Annotated in this window: 16 protein-coding genes; 6 read left to right on the top strand and 10 right to left on the bottom strand. The window is 69.9% G+C overall.

Annotated features, from left to right (window positions below; translation table 11 throughout):
- Positions 1–84 precede the first annotated feature (84 nt).
- Positions 85–306, bottom strand: coding sequence for a hypothetical protein (locus EJ913_RS06745; protein ID WP_126996092.1), 222 nt, complete (start codon positions 304–306; stop codon positions 85–87).
- 276 nt (positions 307–582) lie between these two features.
- Here EJ913_RS06745 and EJ913_RS06740 point away from each other — a divergent pair, with 276 nt between their 5' ends.
- From EJ913_RS06740 to EJ913_RS06730, 3 genes are all read left to right on the top strand, one after another.
- The gene (locus EJ913_RS06740) at positions 583–957 is read left to right on the top strand and encodes a DUF952 domain-containing protein (protein WP_126996090.1); all 375 of its coding nucleotides are present in this window, start codon (positions 583–585) and stop codon (positions 955–957) included.
- Positions 954–2,027, top strand: coding sequence for a quinone-dependent dihydroorotate dehydrogenase (locus EJ913_RS06735; RefSeq protein ID WP_126996088.1), 1,074 nt, complete (start codon positions 954–956; stop codon positions 2,025–2,027). The genes EJ913_RS06740 and EJ913_RS06735 overlap by 4 nt, the downstream gene beginning before the upstream one ends.
- Positions 2,028–2,313: 286 nt before the next feature.
- Entirely contained in the window at positions 2,314–3,519 is a 1,206-nt protein-coding gene (locus EJ913_RS06730; RefSeq protein WP_126996086.1) for an EAL domain-containing protein, read from the top strand.
- A gap of 84 nt (positions 3,520–3,603) precedes the next feature.
- On the opposite strand, the gene EJ913_RS06725 is transcribed toward EJ913_RS06730, so the two are convergent.
- Complete coding sequence (locus EJ913_RS06725; RefSeq protein WP_126996084.1) at positions 3,604–4,089, bottom strand: response regulator; 486 nt, start codon at positions 4,087–4,089, stop codon at positions 3,604–3,606.
- 320 nt (positions 4,090–4,409) lie between these two features.
- Between EJ913_RS06725 and thrS the strand changes: the two genes are divergently transcribed.
- A complete protein-coding gene (gene thrS, locus EJ913_RS06720; RefSeq protein ID WP_185909701.1) occupies positions 4,410–6,362 on the top strand; it encodes a threonine--tRNA ligase in 1,953 nt (650 codons plus the stop codon).
- Between the two features lie 77 nt (positions 6,363–6,439).
- Here thrS and EJ913_RS06715 read toward each other — a convergent pair whose 3' ends face one another.
- The 4 genes from EJ913_RS06715 to EJ913_RS06700 all read right to left on the bottom strand — a co-directional run bounded on the left by EJ913_RS06715 (position 6,440) and on the right by EJ913_RS06700 (position 10,896).
- Positions 6,440–7,621, bottom strand: coding sequence for a glycosyltransferase family 4 protein (locus EJ913_RS06715; protein ID WP_244939273.1), 1,182 nt, complete (start codon positions 7,619–7,621; stop codon positions 6,440–6,442).
- Positions 7,622–7,669: 48 nt separating this feature from the next.
- Positions 7,670–8,767, bottom strand: coding sequence for a CocE/NonD family hydrolase (locus tag EJ913_RS06710; RefSeq protein WP_244939272.1), 1,098 nt, complete (start codon positions 8,765–8,767; stop codon positions 7,670–7,672).
- A gap of 72 nt (positions 8,768–8,839) precedes the next feature.
- Complete coding sequence (locus tag EJ913_RS06705; RefSeq protein WP_244939271.1) at positions 8,840–9,757, bottom strand: SH3 domain-containing protein; 918 nt, start codon at positions 9,755–9,757, stop codon at positions 8,840–8,842.
- Positions 9,757–10,896, bottom strand: a complete 1,140-nt coding sequence (locus tag EJ913_RS06700) for a hypothetical protein (RefSeq protein WP_126996077.1) — start codon at positions 10,894–10,896, stop codon at positions 9,757–9,759. Before EJ913_RS06700 ends, EJ913_RS06705 begins: the two co-directional genes overlap by 1 nt.
- A gap of 220 nt (positions 10,897–11,116) precedes the next feature.
- Between EJ913_RS06700 and EJ913_RS06695 the strand changes: the two genes are divergently transcribed.
- On the top strand, positions 11,117–11,497 hold the full coding sequence (locus EJ913_RS06695; RefSeq protein ID WP_338019156.1) for a ribbon-helix-helix domain-containing protein: 381 nt from the start codon (positions 11,117–11,119) through the stop codon (positions 11,495–11,497).
- 69 nt (positions 11,498–11,566) lie between these two features.
- Positions 11,567–12,871: a CmpA/NrtA family ABC transporter substrate-binding protein gene (locus tag EJ913_RS06690; protein ID WP_126996073.1), complete on the top strand. Its 1,305-nt coding sequence runs from the start codon at positions 11,567–11,569 to the stop codon at positions 12,869–12,871.
- Here the strand turns inward: EJ913_RS06690 and EJ913_RS06685 are convergent.
- From EJ913_RS06685 to EJ913_RS06670, 4 genes are read right to left on the bottom strand one after another with little or no spacing between them, the layout of a single operon-like run.
- The gene (locus EJ913_RS06685; RefSeq protein WP_126996071.1) at positions 12,820–13,026 is read right to left on the bottom strand and encodes a DUF1656 domain-containing protein; all 207 of its coding nucleotides are present in this window, start codon (positions 13,024–13,026) and stop codon (positions 12,820–12,822) included. The two genes, EJ913_RS06690 and EJ913_RS06685, sit on opposite strands and share 52 nt — an antisense overlap.
- Complete coding sequence (locus tag EJ913_RS06680; RefSeq protein WP_126996069.1) at positions 13,023–15,071, bottom strand: FUSC family protein; 2,049 nt, start codon at positions 15,069–15,071, stop codon at positions 13,023–13,025. The genes EJ913_RS06685 and EJ913_RS06680 overlap by 4 nt, the downstream gene beginning before the upstream one ends.
- A complete protein-coding gene (locus tag EJ913_RS06675) occupies positions 15,068–15,958 on the bottom strand; it encodes an efflux RND transporter periplasmic adaptor subunit (RefSeq protein ID WP_126996067.1) in 891 nt (296 codons plus the stop codon). Before EJ913_RS06675 ends, EJ913_RS06680 begins: the two co-directional genes overlap by 4 nt.
- A gap of 55 nt (positions 15,959–16,013) precedes the next feature.
- Positions 16,014–16,466 (bottom strand): MarR family winged helix-turn-helix transcriptional regulator, encoded by a 453-nt coding sequence (locus EJ913_RS06670; RefSeq protein WP_126996065.1) that lies wholly within the window; start codon positions 16,464–16,466, stop codon positions 16,014–16,016.
- Positions 16,467–16,684 lie beyond the last annotated feature (218 nt).

Genomic DNA, 16,684 nt, shown 5'->3' with positions numbered 1-16,684 from the left:
CGCCCGGCCGGCGTCGGTGCAAGCCGGAAGGGAGGCGGTCGGCCCCTAGCCGGTGTCCGGGCCGCCTGTTCCAAAAGGCTGCGCTCAGTCGACGTGATGGATCATCGCCTGGTAGATCTTCCACGCGACTTCGACCGACACGCCGCCGGCCCGCGCGCCGGCCGCCAGCATGGTGGCGCTGGGCTTGAGCGGGACCGTCGTGTGACCCGGCTCGCACAGGGCGCCCATGGCAGTCACCGAGGCGTTGATCGTGCTGTCCAGCGGCTGGCGGGTCTTCATCAGCGGGCTCATCGAAATCGCGTTCATGACGGGCACTCCGTTGCGTTGTCCTCCCATCAGCAAAAGCGGTGCCAACCGAAGCTGCGACGTGGGAATCGAGGGCTTGCAAGGGGTGCGGCGGAGAAAGCCCTGGAATCGCCTCCTTTCCTCTCGCTTGAGAAAGCGAAAATACCTGCAAAATGCCGTTTAATTTCGTTGGTCGTTTGCAAAATGCAAAGCTCTCCACCGTTTCGTTGCATTCGGGGAGTCGCATTCGGCGAAGCGCTGGCCGCTGGGACTGGCTTCGGCTAGTGTCCGCGCATCATGACCGACCGAATCATCCATCACATGTGCCGCGCGGACGAGTGGGACGCCGCCCGCTCGGCCGGTTCCTACCCCGGCTCGTCGCAGGATGCGAAGGACGGGTTCATCCATTTCTCCACCGCCGCCCAGGTCGGGGAGAGCGCGGCCAAGCACCGCGCCGGCCAGGACGGGCTGGTGCTGCTGACGGTCGACACCGACCGGCTGGGCGAGGCCCTGAGATGGGAGCCGTCGCGCGGCGGGCAGCTCTTCCCGCATCTCTACGCGGCGCTGCCGGTGGGGGCGGTGCTGCGCGCCGACCCGCTGCCGCTCGGCCCCGACGGGCGCCACGTCTTCCCCCAGGGCTTTCCCTTCGCCATCGAGGATTTCGCGTCGTGATCGACCTGTTCCCCATCACCGCTCCGCTGCTGTTCCGCTTCGATCCGGAAACCGCGCATGGGCTGACCATCAAGGCGCTGAAGACCGGGCTGGTCCCGGCGCCGCGCGGCCGGGACGAGCCGTCCTTGCGCAGCCGCGTCTGGGGGCTGGACTTCACCAACCCGGTCGGCCTTGCCGCCGGCTTCGACAAGAACGCCGAGGTGGTGGACGCCATGCTGCGGCTGGGCTTCGGCTTCGTCGAGCCGGGCAGCGTCACGCCCCGCCCGCAGCCCGGCAACCCGCGCCCGCGCCTGTTCCGGCTGGTGGAGCAGGGTGCCGTCATCAACCGCATGGGCTTCAACAACCAGGGGCTCGACGCCTTCGCCGAACGGCTGGAGCGACGCCGCGACAACCCGCGCCGCGCGGCCGGCATCGTCGGCGCCAACCTCGGCAAGAACAAGGACACGGTGGACGCCGCCGACGACTACGTGATCGGCGCGCGCCGGCTGGCGCCGCTGGCCGATTATCTGGTGGTCAACGTCTCCTCCCCCAACACGCCGGGCCTGCGCGCGCTCCAGGGGCGCGCGCCGCTGCGCGAACTGCTGGGCCGGGTGCTGGACGCGCGGGCGGCCTGCAAGCTGGCGCGCAACCCCCCGCTGCTCCTCAAGATCGCCCCCGACCTGACCGCCGAGGACAAGGCCGACATCGCCGCCGTGGCGCTGGAATCGGGCATCGACGGGCTGATCGTGTCGAACACCACCATCGCGCGGCCCGCCGAGATCCCCGAGCCGCTGCGCGCCGAGGCCGGCGGCCTGTCGGGCCGTCCGCTGTTCGGGCCGTCGACGGCGGTGCTGAAGGAGATCTACGGCCTGACCGGCGGCAAGCTGCCACTGGTGGGGGCGGGCGGGATCGCGTCGGGGGCCGACGCCTACGCGAAGATCCGGGCCGGCGCCTCGCTGGTGCAGTTCTACTCCGCGATGGTCTATGGCGGTCCGGCGCTGGTCCACCGCATCCGCGACGAGCTGGCTGGGCTGCTGCGCCGCGACGGCTTCGAGTCGGTCGCCGAGGCGGTGGGGGCCGACCACCGCTGATCGCAGGGCGGGCGGGGCTCTGCCGTAACACCAGCGGCTGTGAACCCTTAATAACTCTGCGCCCGTCAGCGCGAAGGTGTACAGGCACCAACTTAGCCCCTCTCCCCTTGCGGGAGAGGGGGTGGGGTGAGGGGGAAAGCAAATCTTTCCGCCTTTGGCGGAATACCCCTCATCCCAACCCTTCTCCCGCAAGGGGAGAAGGGCTTTAACTGAGCGCGTTCAGAGCTTCTGGCATAACACCCTTCCGCAAACTCCCTCGAACCGCCCGCCGATTTCCGTGAGGCCCATGACCGTCCTGACGCACATCGTCTACGCGCTGGCCTACATCGTGGCCGGGCTGTCCATCGGGGTGACACTGCCGATCGTCCTCCCGGCGAGCGACCCGCTGCTCGGCTGGCTGGCCGGCGTCGTCACGATCCTGGGCGGCGCCCTGATCCACGACGTCGTCACCCGGCTGGAGCGCGAAAGGCTGGCCTCGCGCCGCATCCACCGCCTGCACGCCACCGTCGAGGCGCTGGCCGAGGAGCTGGCCCGCCACCGCGCGACGGTGGCCGAGGAGGGCGAGCGGCACGGTGCCGCGATGGGCTACGACGCGGTGATGCAGGAGGTGAAGCTGCTGCAATCGCTGGTCACCCGCCTGACCGAACGCCGCGCGCCGCGCCCGCCCGCCGGGCTGGCCGCGGGCGATCGCCGCGCCCCGGCCAGCGGAGAGGCGTTGGCGCCCGCCCCGCCGCCGGTGCAAGCCGCCGGGCCGATGAACGACAGCTCGGTGCTGGAGGCGGTGCGCGACGCGTTGGGGGCCGACCGCATCGACATCTACCTCCAGCCCATCGTCAGCCTGCCGCAGCGCAAGCACCGCTTCTACGAGGTGTTCTCGCGCGTGCGCTCGGCCGACGGGCAGCTGATCATGCCCGACCGCTACCTCGACATCGCCGAGCGCGAGGGGCTGATCGCCACCATCGACAACCTGCTGCTGGTCCGCTGCATCCAATTGATCCGCGAGACCGAGCGGCGCCAGCACTCCATCGTCTTTTTCTCCAACATCTCCGCCGCGACGCTGAGCGACGGCGACTTCATGCGCCCTTTCCTGGAGCTGATGACCCGCAACCAGGCGCTTGTGCCCAAGCTGGTCTTCGAACTGAGCCAGGAGGATCTGCGGACCGGCGGCGCGGTGACTCTGGGCATCCTGTCGCAGCTGTCGCGGCTGGGCTTCCACTTCTCGATGGATCAGGTGACCAGCCTGGACATCGACGTGGAGATGCTGCTGCGCCACCAGTTCCGCTACGTGAAATTGGACCGCGCGCTGGTGCTCGACCCCGACCAGACCGCGCGGGTGAAGGACCTACGCCGCCGCTTCGCCGCCGAGGGCATCGACCTGATCGTCGAGAAGATCGAGACCGAGAACCAGTTGATCGAGGTGCTCGACACCGGCTTCGACTTCGGCCAGGGCTACCTGTTCGGCGAACCGCGCCTCAGCCGCAAGCCGGGGTGACGCCGGTCGCCGTCGAATGGAAAAGGGGTTTCAGCCACCCAAACACGAAGGCGCGATGGTTGGAACTCCCAAGCCGGTTCGCCGTCATCGCGTCATGTGAAAACAATTCGTCGAACAATGAACATAAAAGATGCTCTTCATCCTTTCGAGGAGAACGGCTGGCATCACGGGTTTCGACATGACGGCGAAGGCTCCGCAGTCGAGGGCGGAGTCAATGACGTCCTTCGTCGCGTAACCTGTGAGGATAAGGAACGGCACGTTCCTGTATGGCTGAAGCTTCATCTTGGTTTGGGGATCCGATGAGGCGCCGGATCGCAGCAATCTCAAGAAGGAAAGGCCGTCGATCAGGTCCATCTTGTAGTCGCTTATGATGAAGTCGATCCGCTCCTGGAACATGATTGCGAGCGCGTTTTTCACGGAGGTCGCAATTCGCGTTTTCGAGACCGGCATTCTTTGAACGATCTTCTCGATGAGAGACGCGGTCGGGGCGTTGTCGTCGACAATGAGAACGCAGGCTTCTTTCAGGTTGCAGCTTCTTGTGCAGACCGTTTCCTCTAAGATCATTGTCATTGTTCACCCCTGATTCCCAGCATTGCAAATCGGAGGCTGTCCAGCATCCCTATCTGCCTGCGCTTTCTCACCACCCTGTATTATCGTTCGTTTGAATTAAGTCTCTCTTAATGGATGGTTTGTCATAGCCTGGATGCCGAACAGTCTCGCCGGGGCTTGCGCGCGTTCGAGCCTCGGCGCCCGGGGAAGGGCTGGGTTGCGGTGTCCGCGGCCTGCGAGCGGTCGCCGCCACGCTTGACAGCCGCCCATGTCCCATTGGAAGTTTCGCGTTCCCGGTTTGGTGCCGGGTGCAACGCAACACTTAAGATACGGTGACTTCGGTGACGTCCAACATCGCCATCACGCTTCCCGATGGCAGCGTGCGGGAGTTCGACCGGCCGGTAACGGGGGCGGAAATCGCCTTCTCCATCGGGCCGCGCCTTGCAAAAGATGCCCTAGCCGTCAAGATCGACGGCGAGGTCAAGGACCTCACCACCACCGTCACCACCAACGCCAAGATCGAGATCGTCACGCGCAGCCATCCCGACGCGCTTGAGGTCATCCGCCACGACGCCGCCCATGTGCTGGCCGACGCCGTGCAGAAGCTCTACCCCGGCACGCAGGTGACGATCGGTCCGTCGATCGCCACCGGCTTCTACTACGACTTCGCCCGCGACGAGCCGTTCACGCCCGACGATCTGGAGAAGATCGAGGCGAAGATGCGCGAGATCGTCGCCGCCGACGTGCCGCTGGTGCGCGAGGTGTGGAGCCGCGACGACGCGGTCGCCTACTTCAAGAACCTCGGCGAGCATTACAAGGCCGAGCTGATCGAGGCGATCCCGCAGGCCGAGCCGGTGTCGATCTACCGCCAGGGCGACTGGCTGGATCTGTGCCGGGGGCCGCACGCCCCCACCACCGGCAAGGTCGGCCAGGGCTTCAAGCTGATGAAGGTGGCCGGCGCCTATTGGCGCGGCGACAGCCGCAACCCCATGCTCCAGCGCATCTACGGCACCGCTTGGCGCGACGAGAAGGAGCTGAAGGCCTACCTGCACCAGATCGAGGAGGCCGAGAAGCGCGACCACCGCAAGCTCGGCAAGGAACTCGACCTGTTCCACGTGCAGGAGGAGGCGGTCGGCTCGGTGTTCTGGCACCCGAAGGGCTGGACGCTCTACCGGACGCTGGAGACCTACATCCGCACCAAGCTCCAGGCCGCCGGCTACGTCGAGGTGAAGACCCCGCAGCTGATCGACAGCTCGCTGTTCAAGGCGTCGGGCCACTGGGACATGTACGGTGACAACATGTTCAAGGTCGAGGCCGACGGCGGCGAGAAGATGCTCGGCGTCAAGCCGATGAACTGCCCCGGCCACGTCCAGATCTTCAAGCACGGCCTGCGCTCCTACCGCGACCTGCCGATCCGCATGGCCGAGTTCGGCGCCTGCCACCGCAACGAGCCCTCGGGCGCGCTGCACGGCATCATGCGCGTGCGCGCCTTCACTCAGGACGACGCCCACATCTTCTGCGCCGAGGAGCAGGTTCCGGCCGAGGCGGCGGAGTATTTCAAGCTCCAGCTCGGCGTCTACAAGGATCTGGGCTTCGACCAGATTTCGGTGAAGCTGGCGCTGCGTCCCGACGTGCGCACCGGCTCCGACGAGCTGTGGGACCGGGCCGAGCAGGGGCTGGCCCAGGCGCTGCGCGAGGCGGGCCTTGAGTACGAGGAGCTGCCGGGCGAGGGCGCCTTCTACGGTCCCAAGGTGGAGTTCCACCTGACCGACGCCATCGGCCGCACTTGGCAGTGCGGGACGCTGCAGTACGACCCCAACCTGCCGGAACGCCTCGACGCCAGCTTCATCGGCGAGGACGGGGCGCGGCACCGCCCGATCATGCTGCACCGGGCCATCCTGGGCTCGATGGAGCGCTTCATCGGCATGCTGATCGAGCATTACGCCGGCAAGTTCCCGCTGTGGCTGTCGCCGGTCCAGGCGGTGGTGACCACCATCACCAGCGAGGCCAACGACTACGCCACCGAGGTCGCGGCGCTGTTGAAGCGCAAGGGCATCCGGGTCGAGCTGGACATCCGCAACGAGAAGATCAACCTGAAGGTCCGCGAGCACAGCCTGAAGAAGGTGCCGCTGATGCTGGTGGTCGGCAAGCGCGAGGCGGAGGAGCGCACGGTGGCGCTCCGCGTGCTCGGCGGCAAGGACCAGGAGGTCATGGCGCTGGACGCCGCCGTGGCGAAGCTGGTCGCCGAGACCCGCTCGCCCGCCGGCGAGCCGGCGAACGACCTGTCGTTCTGATCGGGCCAGTCCCCTCCCCCGCCCAGCGGGGGAGGGTCAGGGTGGGGGCGGACGAGGCCGCACCCGGAGCCGTTCCCTCAAACCGCGCAGACCGCCACGAAGCTTTCGGCGAAGGCGCTCCACGTCCGCTCGCCGTGGATGAAGGCGAGCGCGCGGTCGGCCCGCGCCTTGGCCTCGGCGCGGTCGCGATGGATCGCCTCCAGCGCCTCGACCAGCTCCTCGACCGAGGACTCGCGCCAGCCGGCGCGGTTCCGGCCGGGGTTGAACAGCGGCGTCTGCCGGGTCAACGGCCAGCAGCGCGGGGCGCCGTCCGGGCCGGGGCCGATCAGGTCGAGGTGGCCGGTGTTGGCCGACAGCACCACCGGCACGCCGCAGCCCATCGCCTCCATGGCGACGAGGTTGGTTCCGCCCTCGCAGCGGTTGGGAAAGACGGCGGCGTGGCAGTCGGCCAGGAGCGGGGCGATCCGGTCGCGGCCGAGAAAGCCAAGATCGACGAAGGCGTCGGCCGGGACGCCGTAGCGCAGCGCCCAGTCCGTGATCCGCAGGAGCCCGTCGCTCCCGATTTCCGGCGGAAGGCGGGTCAGCGGCGATTCCGCGATGGTCTGCGCCGAGGCCGGCCACGGGTTGTGCCAAGCGGTCACCAGCAGCGCTTCCGGATGGCGTTTCTGGAAAAGGCGGAAGGCGGTGAGGACCACGTCCTGCGCCTTGCGGAACTCCAGCTTGCCGCCCGAGAACACCACGAAGCGGTCGCCGAAGCGCCCGCTCGGCGGCCGTGGCCCGATCTCCTCCGGGTCGATGCCCTGGAACGCCAAGCCGACGTTGGCGAAGCCCTGCTCGGCCAGGAGCCGGTGGTTGTAGGTGGAGTGGACCACCAGCTTGTCGTAGCGGCGCGCGCGCTCCAGCACGGCGGAGTCGAACCGGGTGTCCTCATAGGCGACCACGCCGATGTTGGCCCGTCCGCGGAACCGTTCGGACGCGGGGCCGGCGCCGAAGTCGGTTCCCAGGCCGTGCAACACGTCCCAGCCTTCCAGGTGCAGGAGCTTTCCGGCGTGCGAAGCGGCCAACTCCATGACGTGCCGGTGGCTTTCCTCCAGCCCGTGCAGCGCGGCCCGGTTCGCCGGGCGCAGCGTGTCCATCGCGGGGGCTTCCAGCAAAAGCGGCGGGCACCCCCGCGCGGCCAGATGGAGCGCGGTGTGGACGCCGACCAGACCCCATCCATGGATTTCGCTGAGCTGCCAGGTGAGCGCCAGGTTCGGCAAGATGGCGTTTCCTTTCAGGCTGCCCCCATGGGGCTGTGCGGTTCGGTCTCAGCGGACCGGGGTGTCGTTGACGATGGCGATCCGGCAGGTCTTCTGCGTGTGCTTCCCGCAGTTCTCCAGCGCGCCCTGGCGCGCCTCCGCCTCGTCGCGTCGGCCGGACTTCCAGCCGAAGGCGCCGTCGGGCGACACGGCGAAGGCCTTGTTGTCCGGGGCGGCGACGTAGTCCTTGAAGCTGGCGCGGTTGCGTTCCGACAGCTCGGAGGGCGGGGCCAAAGCGGACACCGGCAGGGCGATGGGCGCCGAGCGGGGCGCCAGCTTCTGCTCGGCGAGGAAGCGGTCGACCACCGGCGTCCAGGCCGCGATGTCGGCCGAGAACAGGAAGTGCCCGTCCTTGCCGTTGGCCGGCATCCGCGCATACTCCGCCCGGCCGCCGGATTTGGTGAAGGCCTCGTGGAAGCGCCGGGCCAGCGCCGGGCCGAAGAACAGGTCGTTCTCCGCGTAGATCCACAGATTCGGCAGGCGCGAGCCGCGTCCGAAGTTGCCGAAGGCGGCGACCAGCCGGTCGGCGGTGCAGACGTCGTCGTCGCCGCGCGACCCGCGTCCGCCCGCGAAGCTGATCACCGCGCGCAGGCCCGGCGGCGGGTTAGCGGCCAGCGCCACGCTGGCGAGGCCGCCGGCCGACACGCCGACGCTGATGACGCGGCTGGCGTCGGCGAAGGGCTGGCGCGCCATGAAGCGGATGGCCTGCCGGATGTCCTCGGCGCTGCGCTCGCCGGCCTGGATGTAGTCGGGGTTGTTGCAGGCCCCGCTGCTTTCGGCGTAGGGGCCGCCGGATCCGCCGTAGCCGCGCCGCATCACCACCAGCGTGGCCCAGCCGCGCCGGGCGAACTCCCGCGCCTGGGGCGCCAGCCGCAGCGGTGTCATGCCCGGCCGGTCCGCCGGGTCGCGCGGGGCGCCGTGGGTGACGATGGCGACGGGGAAGGGGCCGGGGCCGTTCGGGCGGATCAACAGCCCTTCCAGCGTCACGCTCCCGCCGCCGTCGAAACTGGCCGGAACCGGCGTCGGCGTCTGGATCAGACCGTCGGCACGGGCCGTCGCGGCCATCCACAGCAGGGGAAGCAGAAGAGCCAAAAGGCGCAAGATCATGACGCGCATTTCCCGGATCGGCGGATGAGGGGATCTTTACTACGTGCTCGGCGCGGGCTTCGCCAGTCGGGGTCAGCGCCCCTTGACGGGGACGAGCAGCGCCGCCCCGACATAGCCCAGGCTCCGTCCCTCGCGACCGACCCGGTACCAGGACCCGGTGGAGTCCTGCACGGTGACGCGCTCGCCGCGCTCCAGCACGTCCTCGACCTTGGCGTCGCAGGCCGGGGCCACGCGCAGGTTGGCGTCGGCCAGCACGCGGGCGACGGTGCCGGCGGGCAGAAGCGGGCGGCGCGTCTCCCCCGGCAGATCGTCGGGCAGGGCGCAGCCGCGATCCTCGGGCGCCGCCTTGGCGTAGCGGCCGGATGCCGGGTGGTCCGCCTTGCCGGCGCCGGTCTCCGCGAGGTGGTCGGCGGCGATGTAGCCCAGCGGCCTGCCGCCGCGCCCGACCCGCACCCAGCCATCGGCCGGTGGGCCGAACGCCTCCAGCGTCTCGCCGCGCTCGACCGTGTCCAGCACCCTCGCGCCGGACTTGGGAGCGGCGCGCAGCCTGACCCCGGCGGTGGTGACGACCGTGGCGGTCGCGGTCCGGGGCGATGTGGAGGGCTTCTCCGGAGCGGGTTTCTCTGGAGCGGCCATTGGCGGAGCGGACGGCGGCGGAACCGGCTCCGTCCTCGCGGCGGGCTGGGGCGGTGTGGCGGTGGGTGGCGCGCCGGGACCCTGGATCGCCGACAGGAGCGGGGTGACGACCGGGGCCGGTCGCAAGGCCGCGCCGGGCGCCAGCCCCTGGACTTGCACATTTCCCGAAGGCGTCAGGCGGGGCAGCGACACGGTGGGGGCGGGCAGGGGGGTGAAGCGCTCGTTCGGCTTCTGCGCGGCGGCGTCCGGCCAGGGCAGCGCCATCGCGGCGAGCAGCGCCGCCCCGGCGAGGAGCGCCCACGGACGGCTCCGGCGGCGGGTGGGGCGGTCCGTCCAGGCCATCGCCGCGCCCATCAGTCCAGGGTGATCCGGGCGATCAGCGTCGGCAGGGTCTGGCAGCGCAGCAGCCCGTCCAGCGTCCGATGCTCGGTCAGGCGCAAGGTCAGCGCGCAGCCGTAGGAGTTGAGCGCCAGTTCCGTCTGGGCCAGCGTGCCGATGATGCTCGACGGCTTGGCGATGCTGTAGCCGGGGGCGCCCAGCCGGCCGGCCACGGCGCCGTCGGCGGGGTTGAAACCCTCGATTTCCAGCGTCATCGGCCCCAGATTCTGGACAACGGCCTCGGAGCTGGGATCCTCCTTGGTGGCGAAGATCTGCACCGGCACGGCGCGGCGCCGGGCGATCCAGTCCTTCAGCGCCAGATTGGCCAGCACCGGGTCGCGGCTCTGCAACGCCGCCTCGATCGCCAGTTGGCGCAGCGCCGCGTCGTTGCCGCCGAGGGCCGCCTCGTAGGCCGCGATCCGGGCCGGGCGGTCCGGACCCAGCAGCTTGGCGCGCAGATCGGCGATCTGTGTGGCGCGCGCGTCCACGGCGGCGCGCCCCCGCTCGGCGCGCTCGACCTCCGCCTTGGCGGTGGCGGCCTGCTGGGCCAGCAGTTCCTCCGCCCGCGTCCGCCGGGCGGTTTCGTCGGCCAGACGCTGCTGCGCCTCGCGGTCGAGCTGTTCGCGCAGGCTCCGCGCCTCCTCCGAGCCGGCCAGCACGGTGCGGCCGGGCAGCTCGGCGGCCGGCTTGCCGACGCCGTCGAGGATCTCCGGGTTCTGCGGCTCGATCTTCACGGTCCAGCCGGCGCCGCTGCGGGCGGCGAGCGCGATGGCGGTCAGCGTCTTTTCCAGCCCGGTCTCGGCGGCCGGGCGCAGGAAGGTGACGGCGCCCTCCCTGCTGTCCACGACGAAGGTGGGGACGGCGAGTGTCATCCGCGCGGCGATCCGCGCGGCGGCGCGCTGGCCGGAATCCCTGCCGGGTACGGTGAGCGTTTCCATCGTCAAGGATTCCAGGCGCCACAGCGGCCCGGCGAGGCGGACGATCTCGGCGTGGATCGCCTCTTCGGAGAAGGGTTCGGCCGCGCGGGCCGGGCCGGACGGCGTCATCGTGGCGAGCCCCGCCGCGACTCCCATCGCCAGCGCCGCCGCGAATCGTGCCCTCGCCGGTCGCATCATAACCGATTCTCTCCCCTGCCGGCCGCCCCTGGGAGGCCGCCACCCTTTCGGGCACTGGTATCGCGAAGCGGTTGGGAAGGGAAGCGGGTTTTGGCCGCACGCAACCGGCACAACCGAAAAGAGCTTTCCCGAATGCGCCCTTTTGTCGCGTCGCTTCGCGACCAGTGGTCGAAATTGGCTTGGATGGCACACGCTTCTTGCAATATCCTCATACAAATGGATGTATGCTCGCCACGAGGGGGCGGCGGCTTCGCAACGATGGGGATCAGGACGTCACATGGCGGGCACTGGCGAGGGTAGGGAGGGGCCGGCCCTGGTCTGCCGTAACGTAAAGGTGAACGGGCGGCGCACGAGTCTGCGCATGGAACCGTACATCTGGGACTCGCTGAAGGAAATCTGCGAGCGCGAACGGCTGACATTGAACGAGGTCTGCACACGGATCGACGAGCGGCGCGGCGAGGCCAACCTGACGGCGTCGATTCGCGTCTTCATCGTCAGCTATTACCGCACCGCCATCGGCAGTCGTGGCTTCGCCGAGGACGACGGCCCGTCGCCGATCCTGCGCAAGGCCCTGGACGACGCCGTCCCGCTGGAGGATTGAGGGGGCGCCCTTGCCCGGTTGGCAGGGCGCGCGCTTGCGGTACAATGGCTCCCGATCAGGGAGTTCGCCATGCCCGCCGCCCGCCGCACCGATCCGCTGGAAAAGACCGCGCTGACCCTCGGCTTCGTGCCGCTGACCGATTGCGCGCCGCTGGCCGTGGGGGTGGAGAAGGGCTTTTTCGCGGCCCAGGGGCTGGAGGTCACGCTGTCGCGCGAGCCGTCCTGGTCGAACATCCGCGACAAGCTGATGGTCGGGCTGCTCGACGGCGCCCACGCGTTGACCGGGCTGCTGTTGGCGATGACGGCCGGAGTCGGCACCTTCCCGACGCCGACCCGCACCGCCCACGCGCTGGGCCTGAACGGCAACGCCATCACCGTGTCCGCCGCGCTGCACGAGCGGATGGCCGCCGCCGATCCGGCGGCGATGGCGGAACAGCCGATGACCGCCCGCGCGCTGAAACGGGGGATCGATGCCGACCGCGCCGCCGGTCTGCCGCCGCCGGTCTTCGGGGTGGTCTTCTCGGTCGCCAACCACGCTTATCAACTGCGCGCGTGGATGGCCTCGGCCGGCATCGACCCGGACCGCGACGTGCGCCTGATCACCGTGCCGCCGCCGCGCATGGTGGCGAGCCTGAAGGCCGGCGACATCGTCGGCTTCTGCGTCGGCGAGCCGTGGAACAGCCTGGCCGTGGCCGAGGGGGTGGGGCGGGTCCTGCTGACCGGTCACGCCTTCTGGAACAACGGGCCGGAAAAGGTGCTGGGGGTGCTGGCCTCCTGGGCCGACGCGCACCCCAACACCCACCGCGCGCTGGTCCGCGCGCTGATCCAAGCGCAGGCCTGGCTGGACGCCGACCCCGCCAACCGGATGGAGGCGGCGGCCCTGCTGGCGCAGCCGCGCTATCTCGGGCTGCCGCAGGCGGTGCTGGAGCGCTCGCTGACCGGCCATTTCCTCTTCGGACCGGGGGAGGCAGCGGTGGAACTGCCGGACTTCCACGTCTTCCACCGCTACGCCGCCAGCTTTCCGTGGCGCTCGCACGCGCTGTGGCTGTTCGCGCAGATGGTGCGCTGGGGCCAACTCGACCCCGCCGCCGATCTGCAGGCGTTGGCCGCCGGGGTCTACGACGCCGAGCTTCACCGGCAGGCCCAGCGCGATCTGGGCGGGGCGGTGCCGCTGATCGACACCAAGCTGGAGGGTGCCCACGCCGCGCCCTGGCTGCTGGAGGAGGCGACGGCGCCGATCCCGATGGGGCCGGACCTGTTTTTCGACCGCTCGCTCTTCGACCCCGGCGCGCCGCTGGCGAGGCTACGGCCGGGCGCCTCCGGTCAGCGCAGCAGCGACGACAGCGCTGTCAAACCACAAAGCAGCAGCACGTAGAGCGCCAGATCGAACAGCGGCGGGTGCCAGACCCATTTGTAGAGCCCGGCGGCGCGCAAACCCCGCTGAACCAGCCCCGACAGCATCCAGGCCAGGATGGCCAGGATCAGCAGCGGGGGTAGGAACAGCCCGTAGACGTCGATGTCACCGATCATGTCGTCACCAGTTCGGGAAGGGCGGGGGTGGCGCCGGGGGTTGCGTCCTCGCGGAACAAGCTACGCCGCAGGCTGACCAGGGCGATCACCGCGCGGTCCCGCTCCGGGGCCGGCGGTGATGCGGCGATGCCGGCCAGCGCCGTGTCCATCGCGCGGCGCACGCCGGGCCGGGGCGGCTCCAGGCGTCGAGTCGACAGGCCGCGGTAATGCCGCCCCACCTCGGCGAGCAGCGCGCCCACCAGCGATTCGGAGCTTTTGCCCAACATCGGCCGCACCCGCTGGAGATCGGCGACGTTCAGCCCGACCCGCAGGTCGTTCACCGCGTCGGCGACGGCGAAATCGTCCTGCGGTCCGGCCTGGGCCAGACGAGTGGAGAGCAGGCCGACGCGGTCCAGCATGCGGTTCTCGAAGTTGCCGCGCGGCGGGGCCGACCGGGAATCGGCCAACGTGGCGATCTCCCGCCAGCCGGCGCGCAGCAGGCGCCGGGCGCTCCACGCCGCGCCGACCGAGCGGCACAGCCGGGTCACCATCAGGGCGGTGACGATGCCGACGATCTGCCCGATGCTGCTGTTCAGGAAGGACGCGAAATCGGCGGTGCTGGTGTCGAGCAGGCTGAGCGCCCCGCCGACCCCGAACAGCAGCGCCATCGCCTGCCCGAAGGTCGCCGGCCTCCCCACATAGGCGCCCAGCAGCAGGAAGGTCGGGGCGAGGCTGGCGGCCAGCATGGTGAAGCTGTCGAAGGAGGGCAGCACGATCAGCAGGTAGAAGGCCGCGACCGGCAGCGACAGCAGCGTGAAGACCAGGAACATCCGGATGCCCGGCGCCGGGTCGTCGAAGGAGGCGAAGAAGCAGGAGAACACCGCCACCATCATCGCCGCCGCCGCCCCGGACGACCATCCGGTGGCGATCCAGAACGCGCAGATGACGGCCAGACCGAGGATGGCCGAGGCCCCCGACCACAGCGCCATGCCGTGGTCGAGGTGGAAGACGCCGCGAGACCGGCTGCGGGTCAGTGGGTCGAGCCGCTCGGGCAGCCGGCGGTCGCCGGAGCGGATGTGCGCGCGCAGTTCCCGGCAATCCTGGTGGATGTCGACCAACGAGCGCAGCCGGGCCAGCAGGCCGAGCCGGGTCGCGTCGCGCCACGTCGAGTCCGCGTTCACCGCCGGGGCCAGCGCGTCGAGCGCCGCACGCTGGGCCTCGGCGCCGCCGACCGATTCGTCGTCGGCGATCCAGCGCTTGAGGTTCTCGACGACCGGGACGAGGTCGGGCGGCAGCGCGCCGTCCGGCCCGCGCACCGATGCCATCCAGTCGTCGACGGCGGCGAGGACCGGCAACAGATAGGTCATGCGGTCCTGCAGGGCGCGGACCGGCCGCGTCATCCAGCGCACCTCGGAGGTGTCGTAGGGCAGATGCGTCGCCATCACCCGCAACTCGGTCAGGTCGCGCGCCAGCTTCTGCCGGTCGACCGCCGTCTTGGCGTCGCCGCTTCCCGACAGGGCGTCGAGCGTCCAGCGCTCCGCGTCGCGCAGCGTGGCGTCGAGCCGGGCGAGCAGCACCGGGCCGACGCCGCGCGGCAGCACCACGCTGTGGACGACGGTGGCGCAGACGATGCCGAGCACGATCTCCTCGACGCGGGCCAGCCCGGTGTCGAAGATGGCGCTTGGATCGGCGACGCCGGGGAAGGCGACGAGGCCGGCGGTGTAGCCCGCCAGCATGAAGACGTAGCTGCGCGGCGTCCGGTCGAGCAGCGACAGGTAGAGGCAACCCGCCACCCACAGCCCGACCGCCAGCACCAGCAGCTCCGGCGCGTTGACCAGCCCCACCACCATCACCACCGAGGCCGCCGAGCCCAGCACGGTGCCGGCGACCCGGAAGACGGCCTTGGAGCGTACGGCGCCGGACAGCGGGCTGGAGACGACGTAGGCGGTCATCATCGCCCAGAAGGGCCGGGGCAGCCCCATCCCGAAGGCGATGTAGAGCGCCGCCATCGAGGCCGCGAAGGACTTCACCGAGAAAACGGCCTCGGCCAGGCTGGGCGGTTTCATAGCCCGGCCACGCGCGGCGGCCGATCCCCCAGCACCTCGACCGTCGCGGTGCGGCCGGCGACCAGATCGGCGGGGTCGATGTCGCCTTCCAGCGCGATGCGCACCGGGATGCGCTGGGCCAGCCGGACCCAGTTGAAGGTCGGGTTGACGTTGGGCAGCAACCCGGTCCCCTCGGTGCGGTCGCGGTCGACGATCGCTTGGGTGACGCTGTCGACATGGCCCTTGAGGGGGGCGGAGGCGCCCATGATGGTGACGGCGACCGGCGCGCCGATGCGGATGCGGCGCAGCTTGGTCTCCTCGAAATAGCCCATCACGTAGAAGGAATGCCGGTCGATCAGCGCGATCACCGCCTGTCCCGCCGAGACGTAGTTGCCGGGCCGCAGTTGCAGGTTGGTGACGAAGCCGTCGACCACCGCCTTGATCTCCGTCCGCTCCAGGTTCAGGCGGGCGAGGTCGAGCGCCGATTCGGCCTGACGCGCGGCGGCGGCGGCCTTCGCCATCACCGAGGCGACCTCCTGCCGCTGCGCGGTGGAGACGACGCCGCTGCCCAACTGCTCGTAACGGTTCGAATCGGCCTTGCGGAAGCTGAGTTCCGCCTGCGCGCTTTGCAGATTGGCCTCGGCCTGTTCGACGGCGAGCCGGTAGCGGCCGGGATCGACCACGAACAGCACGTCGCCCTTGCGGACCGGCTGGTTGTCGGCGACCCGGACCTCGGTGACCAGACCGGCCACGTCGGGCGAGACCTGGACGACGTCGGCCCGCACCCGGCCGTCCCGCGTCCAGGGCTCGTTCATGTAGTAGTCCCACAGCCACGCGCCGGCCAGGGCGGCGGCGGCCACGACGGTGAGGGTGACGGCGAAGCGGGACAGGAGGGAAAGGGTTTTCAAAATATGGTTCCTGAGAGGCCGGGCAGGACGATCAACGGCGATGGGCCGGCATCCGTTACGGCTGTTCGTTCTTGGCGTTGGTTTCAATGACCGCCATGGCGCGGCGGCAGGCGTCGATGTCCGCCGCGTCGGTGCCCGCCAGCAGGCGGCGGCGCAGGCCGTTCAGCGCGCGGTTCACCTGAACCAGAAGGTCGCGACCCTGGTCGGTCAGGTGCAGGGTCTTGGCCCGCCGGTCGTCCGGGGCCTCGCGGCGCTCGACCAGCTTCGCGGCTTCCAGGCTGTCGAGCAGCCGGACCACGGACGGCCCCTCCACCCCCATCTCCTCGGCCAGTTCGCGCTGGCGCATGCCGTCGCCCAGTTCGGCGAGCAGCATCAACGGCGTGATGACCGAGGAGGAGAAGCCGCAATCGGCCAGCGCCTTGTTCGCCTCGCGCCGCCACAGCCGGGCGGCGCGGAACAAATGGATGCCGAAGCTGGGGGAGAGATCGGGTGCGTCATTCGGTAGCATCCCTATTTGATAGGTTTGCTATCGGTTTTTTGCAAGAGTCAACGTCGGGGATTTGCCCGATCCTGGGAAGCAAGGCCGCATGCCTGTCCCGCGAGGGCGGCATCGCGGGGGCCGTGGCACGGGCCGCGTGTCAACCGCGAAATCCAATGTTTTCAATTCTTGATGCGACCGACATCGGGGTGACATCGAAGCCCCGTATTCCAACACCCGCAAGAGGG

This window comes from Azospirillum doebereinerae, from assembly GCF_003989665.1.
Lineage (GTDB): Bacteria > Pseudomonadota > Alphaproteobacteria > Azospirillales > Azospirillaceae > Azospirillum > Azospirillum doebereinerae.
Note: the sequence above shows the minus strand (reverse complement) of the source record. Positions and strands in the feature narration are given on the sequence as shown.

Excerpts from the sequence above, each read along its gene's own strand:
- EJ913_RS06705 (WP_244939271.1), bottom strand. The coding sequence starts at position 9,757 with ATGGGCGCGGCGATGGCCTGGACGGACCGCCCCACCCGCCGCCGGAGC.
- EJ913_RS06745 (WP_126996092.1), bottom strand. The coding sequence starts at position 306 with ATGAACGCGATTTCGATGAGCCCGCTGATGAAGACCCGCCAGCCGCTG.
- EJ913_RS06700 (WP_126996077.1), bottom strand. The coding sequence starts at position 10,896 with ATGATGCGACCGGCGAGGGCACGATTCGCGGCGGCGCTGGCGATGGGA.
- EJ913_RS06680 (WP_126996069.1), bottom strand. The coding sequence starts at position 15,071 with ATGAAACCGCCCAGCCTGGCCGAGGCCGTTTTCTCGGTGAAGTCCTTC.
- EJ913_RS06740 (WP_126996090.1), top strand. The coding sequence starts at position 583 with ATGACCGACCGAATCATCCATCACATGTGCCGCGCGGACGAGTGGGAC.
- EJ913_RS06710 (WP_244939272.1), bottom strand. The coding sequence starts at position 8,767 with ATGATCTTGCGCCTTTTGGCTCTTCTGCTTCCCCTGCTGTGGATGGCC.
- EJ913_RS06695 (WP_338019156.1), top strand. The coding sequence starts at position 11,117 with ATGTATGCTCGCCACGAGGGGGCGGCGGCTTCGCAACGATGGGGATCA.
- EJ913_RS06690 (WP_126996073.1), top strand. The coding sequence starts at position 11,567 with ATGCCCGCCGCCCGCCGCACCGATCCGCTGGAAAAGACCGCGCTGACC.
- EJ913_RS06685 (WP_126996071.1), bottom strand. The coding sequence starts at position 13,026 with ATGATCGGTGACATCGACGTCTACGGGCTGTTCCTACCCCCGCTGCTG.
- EJ913_RS06730 (WP_126996086.1), top strand. The coding sequence starts at position 2,314 with ATGACCGTCCTGACGCACATCGTCTACGCGCTGGCCTACATCGTGGCC.
- EJ913_RS06670 (WP_126996065.1), bottom strand. The coding sequence starts at position 16,466 with ATGCTACCGAATGACGCACCCGATCTCTCCCCCAGCTTCGGCATCCAT.
- EJ913_RS06725 (WP_126996084.1), bottom strand. The coding sequence starts at position 4,089 with ATGACAATGATCTTAGAGGAAACGGTCTGCACAAGAAGCTGCAACCTG.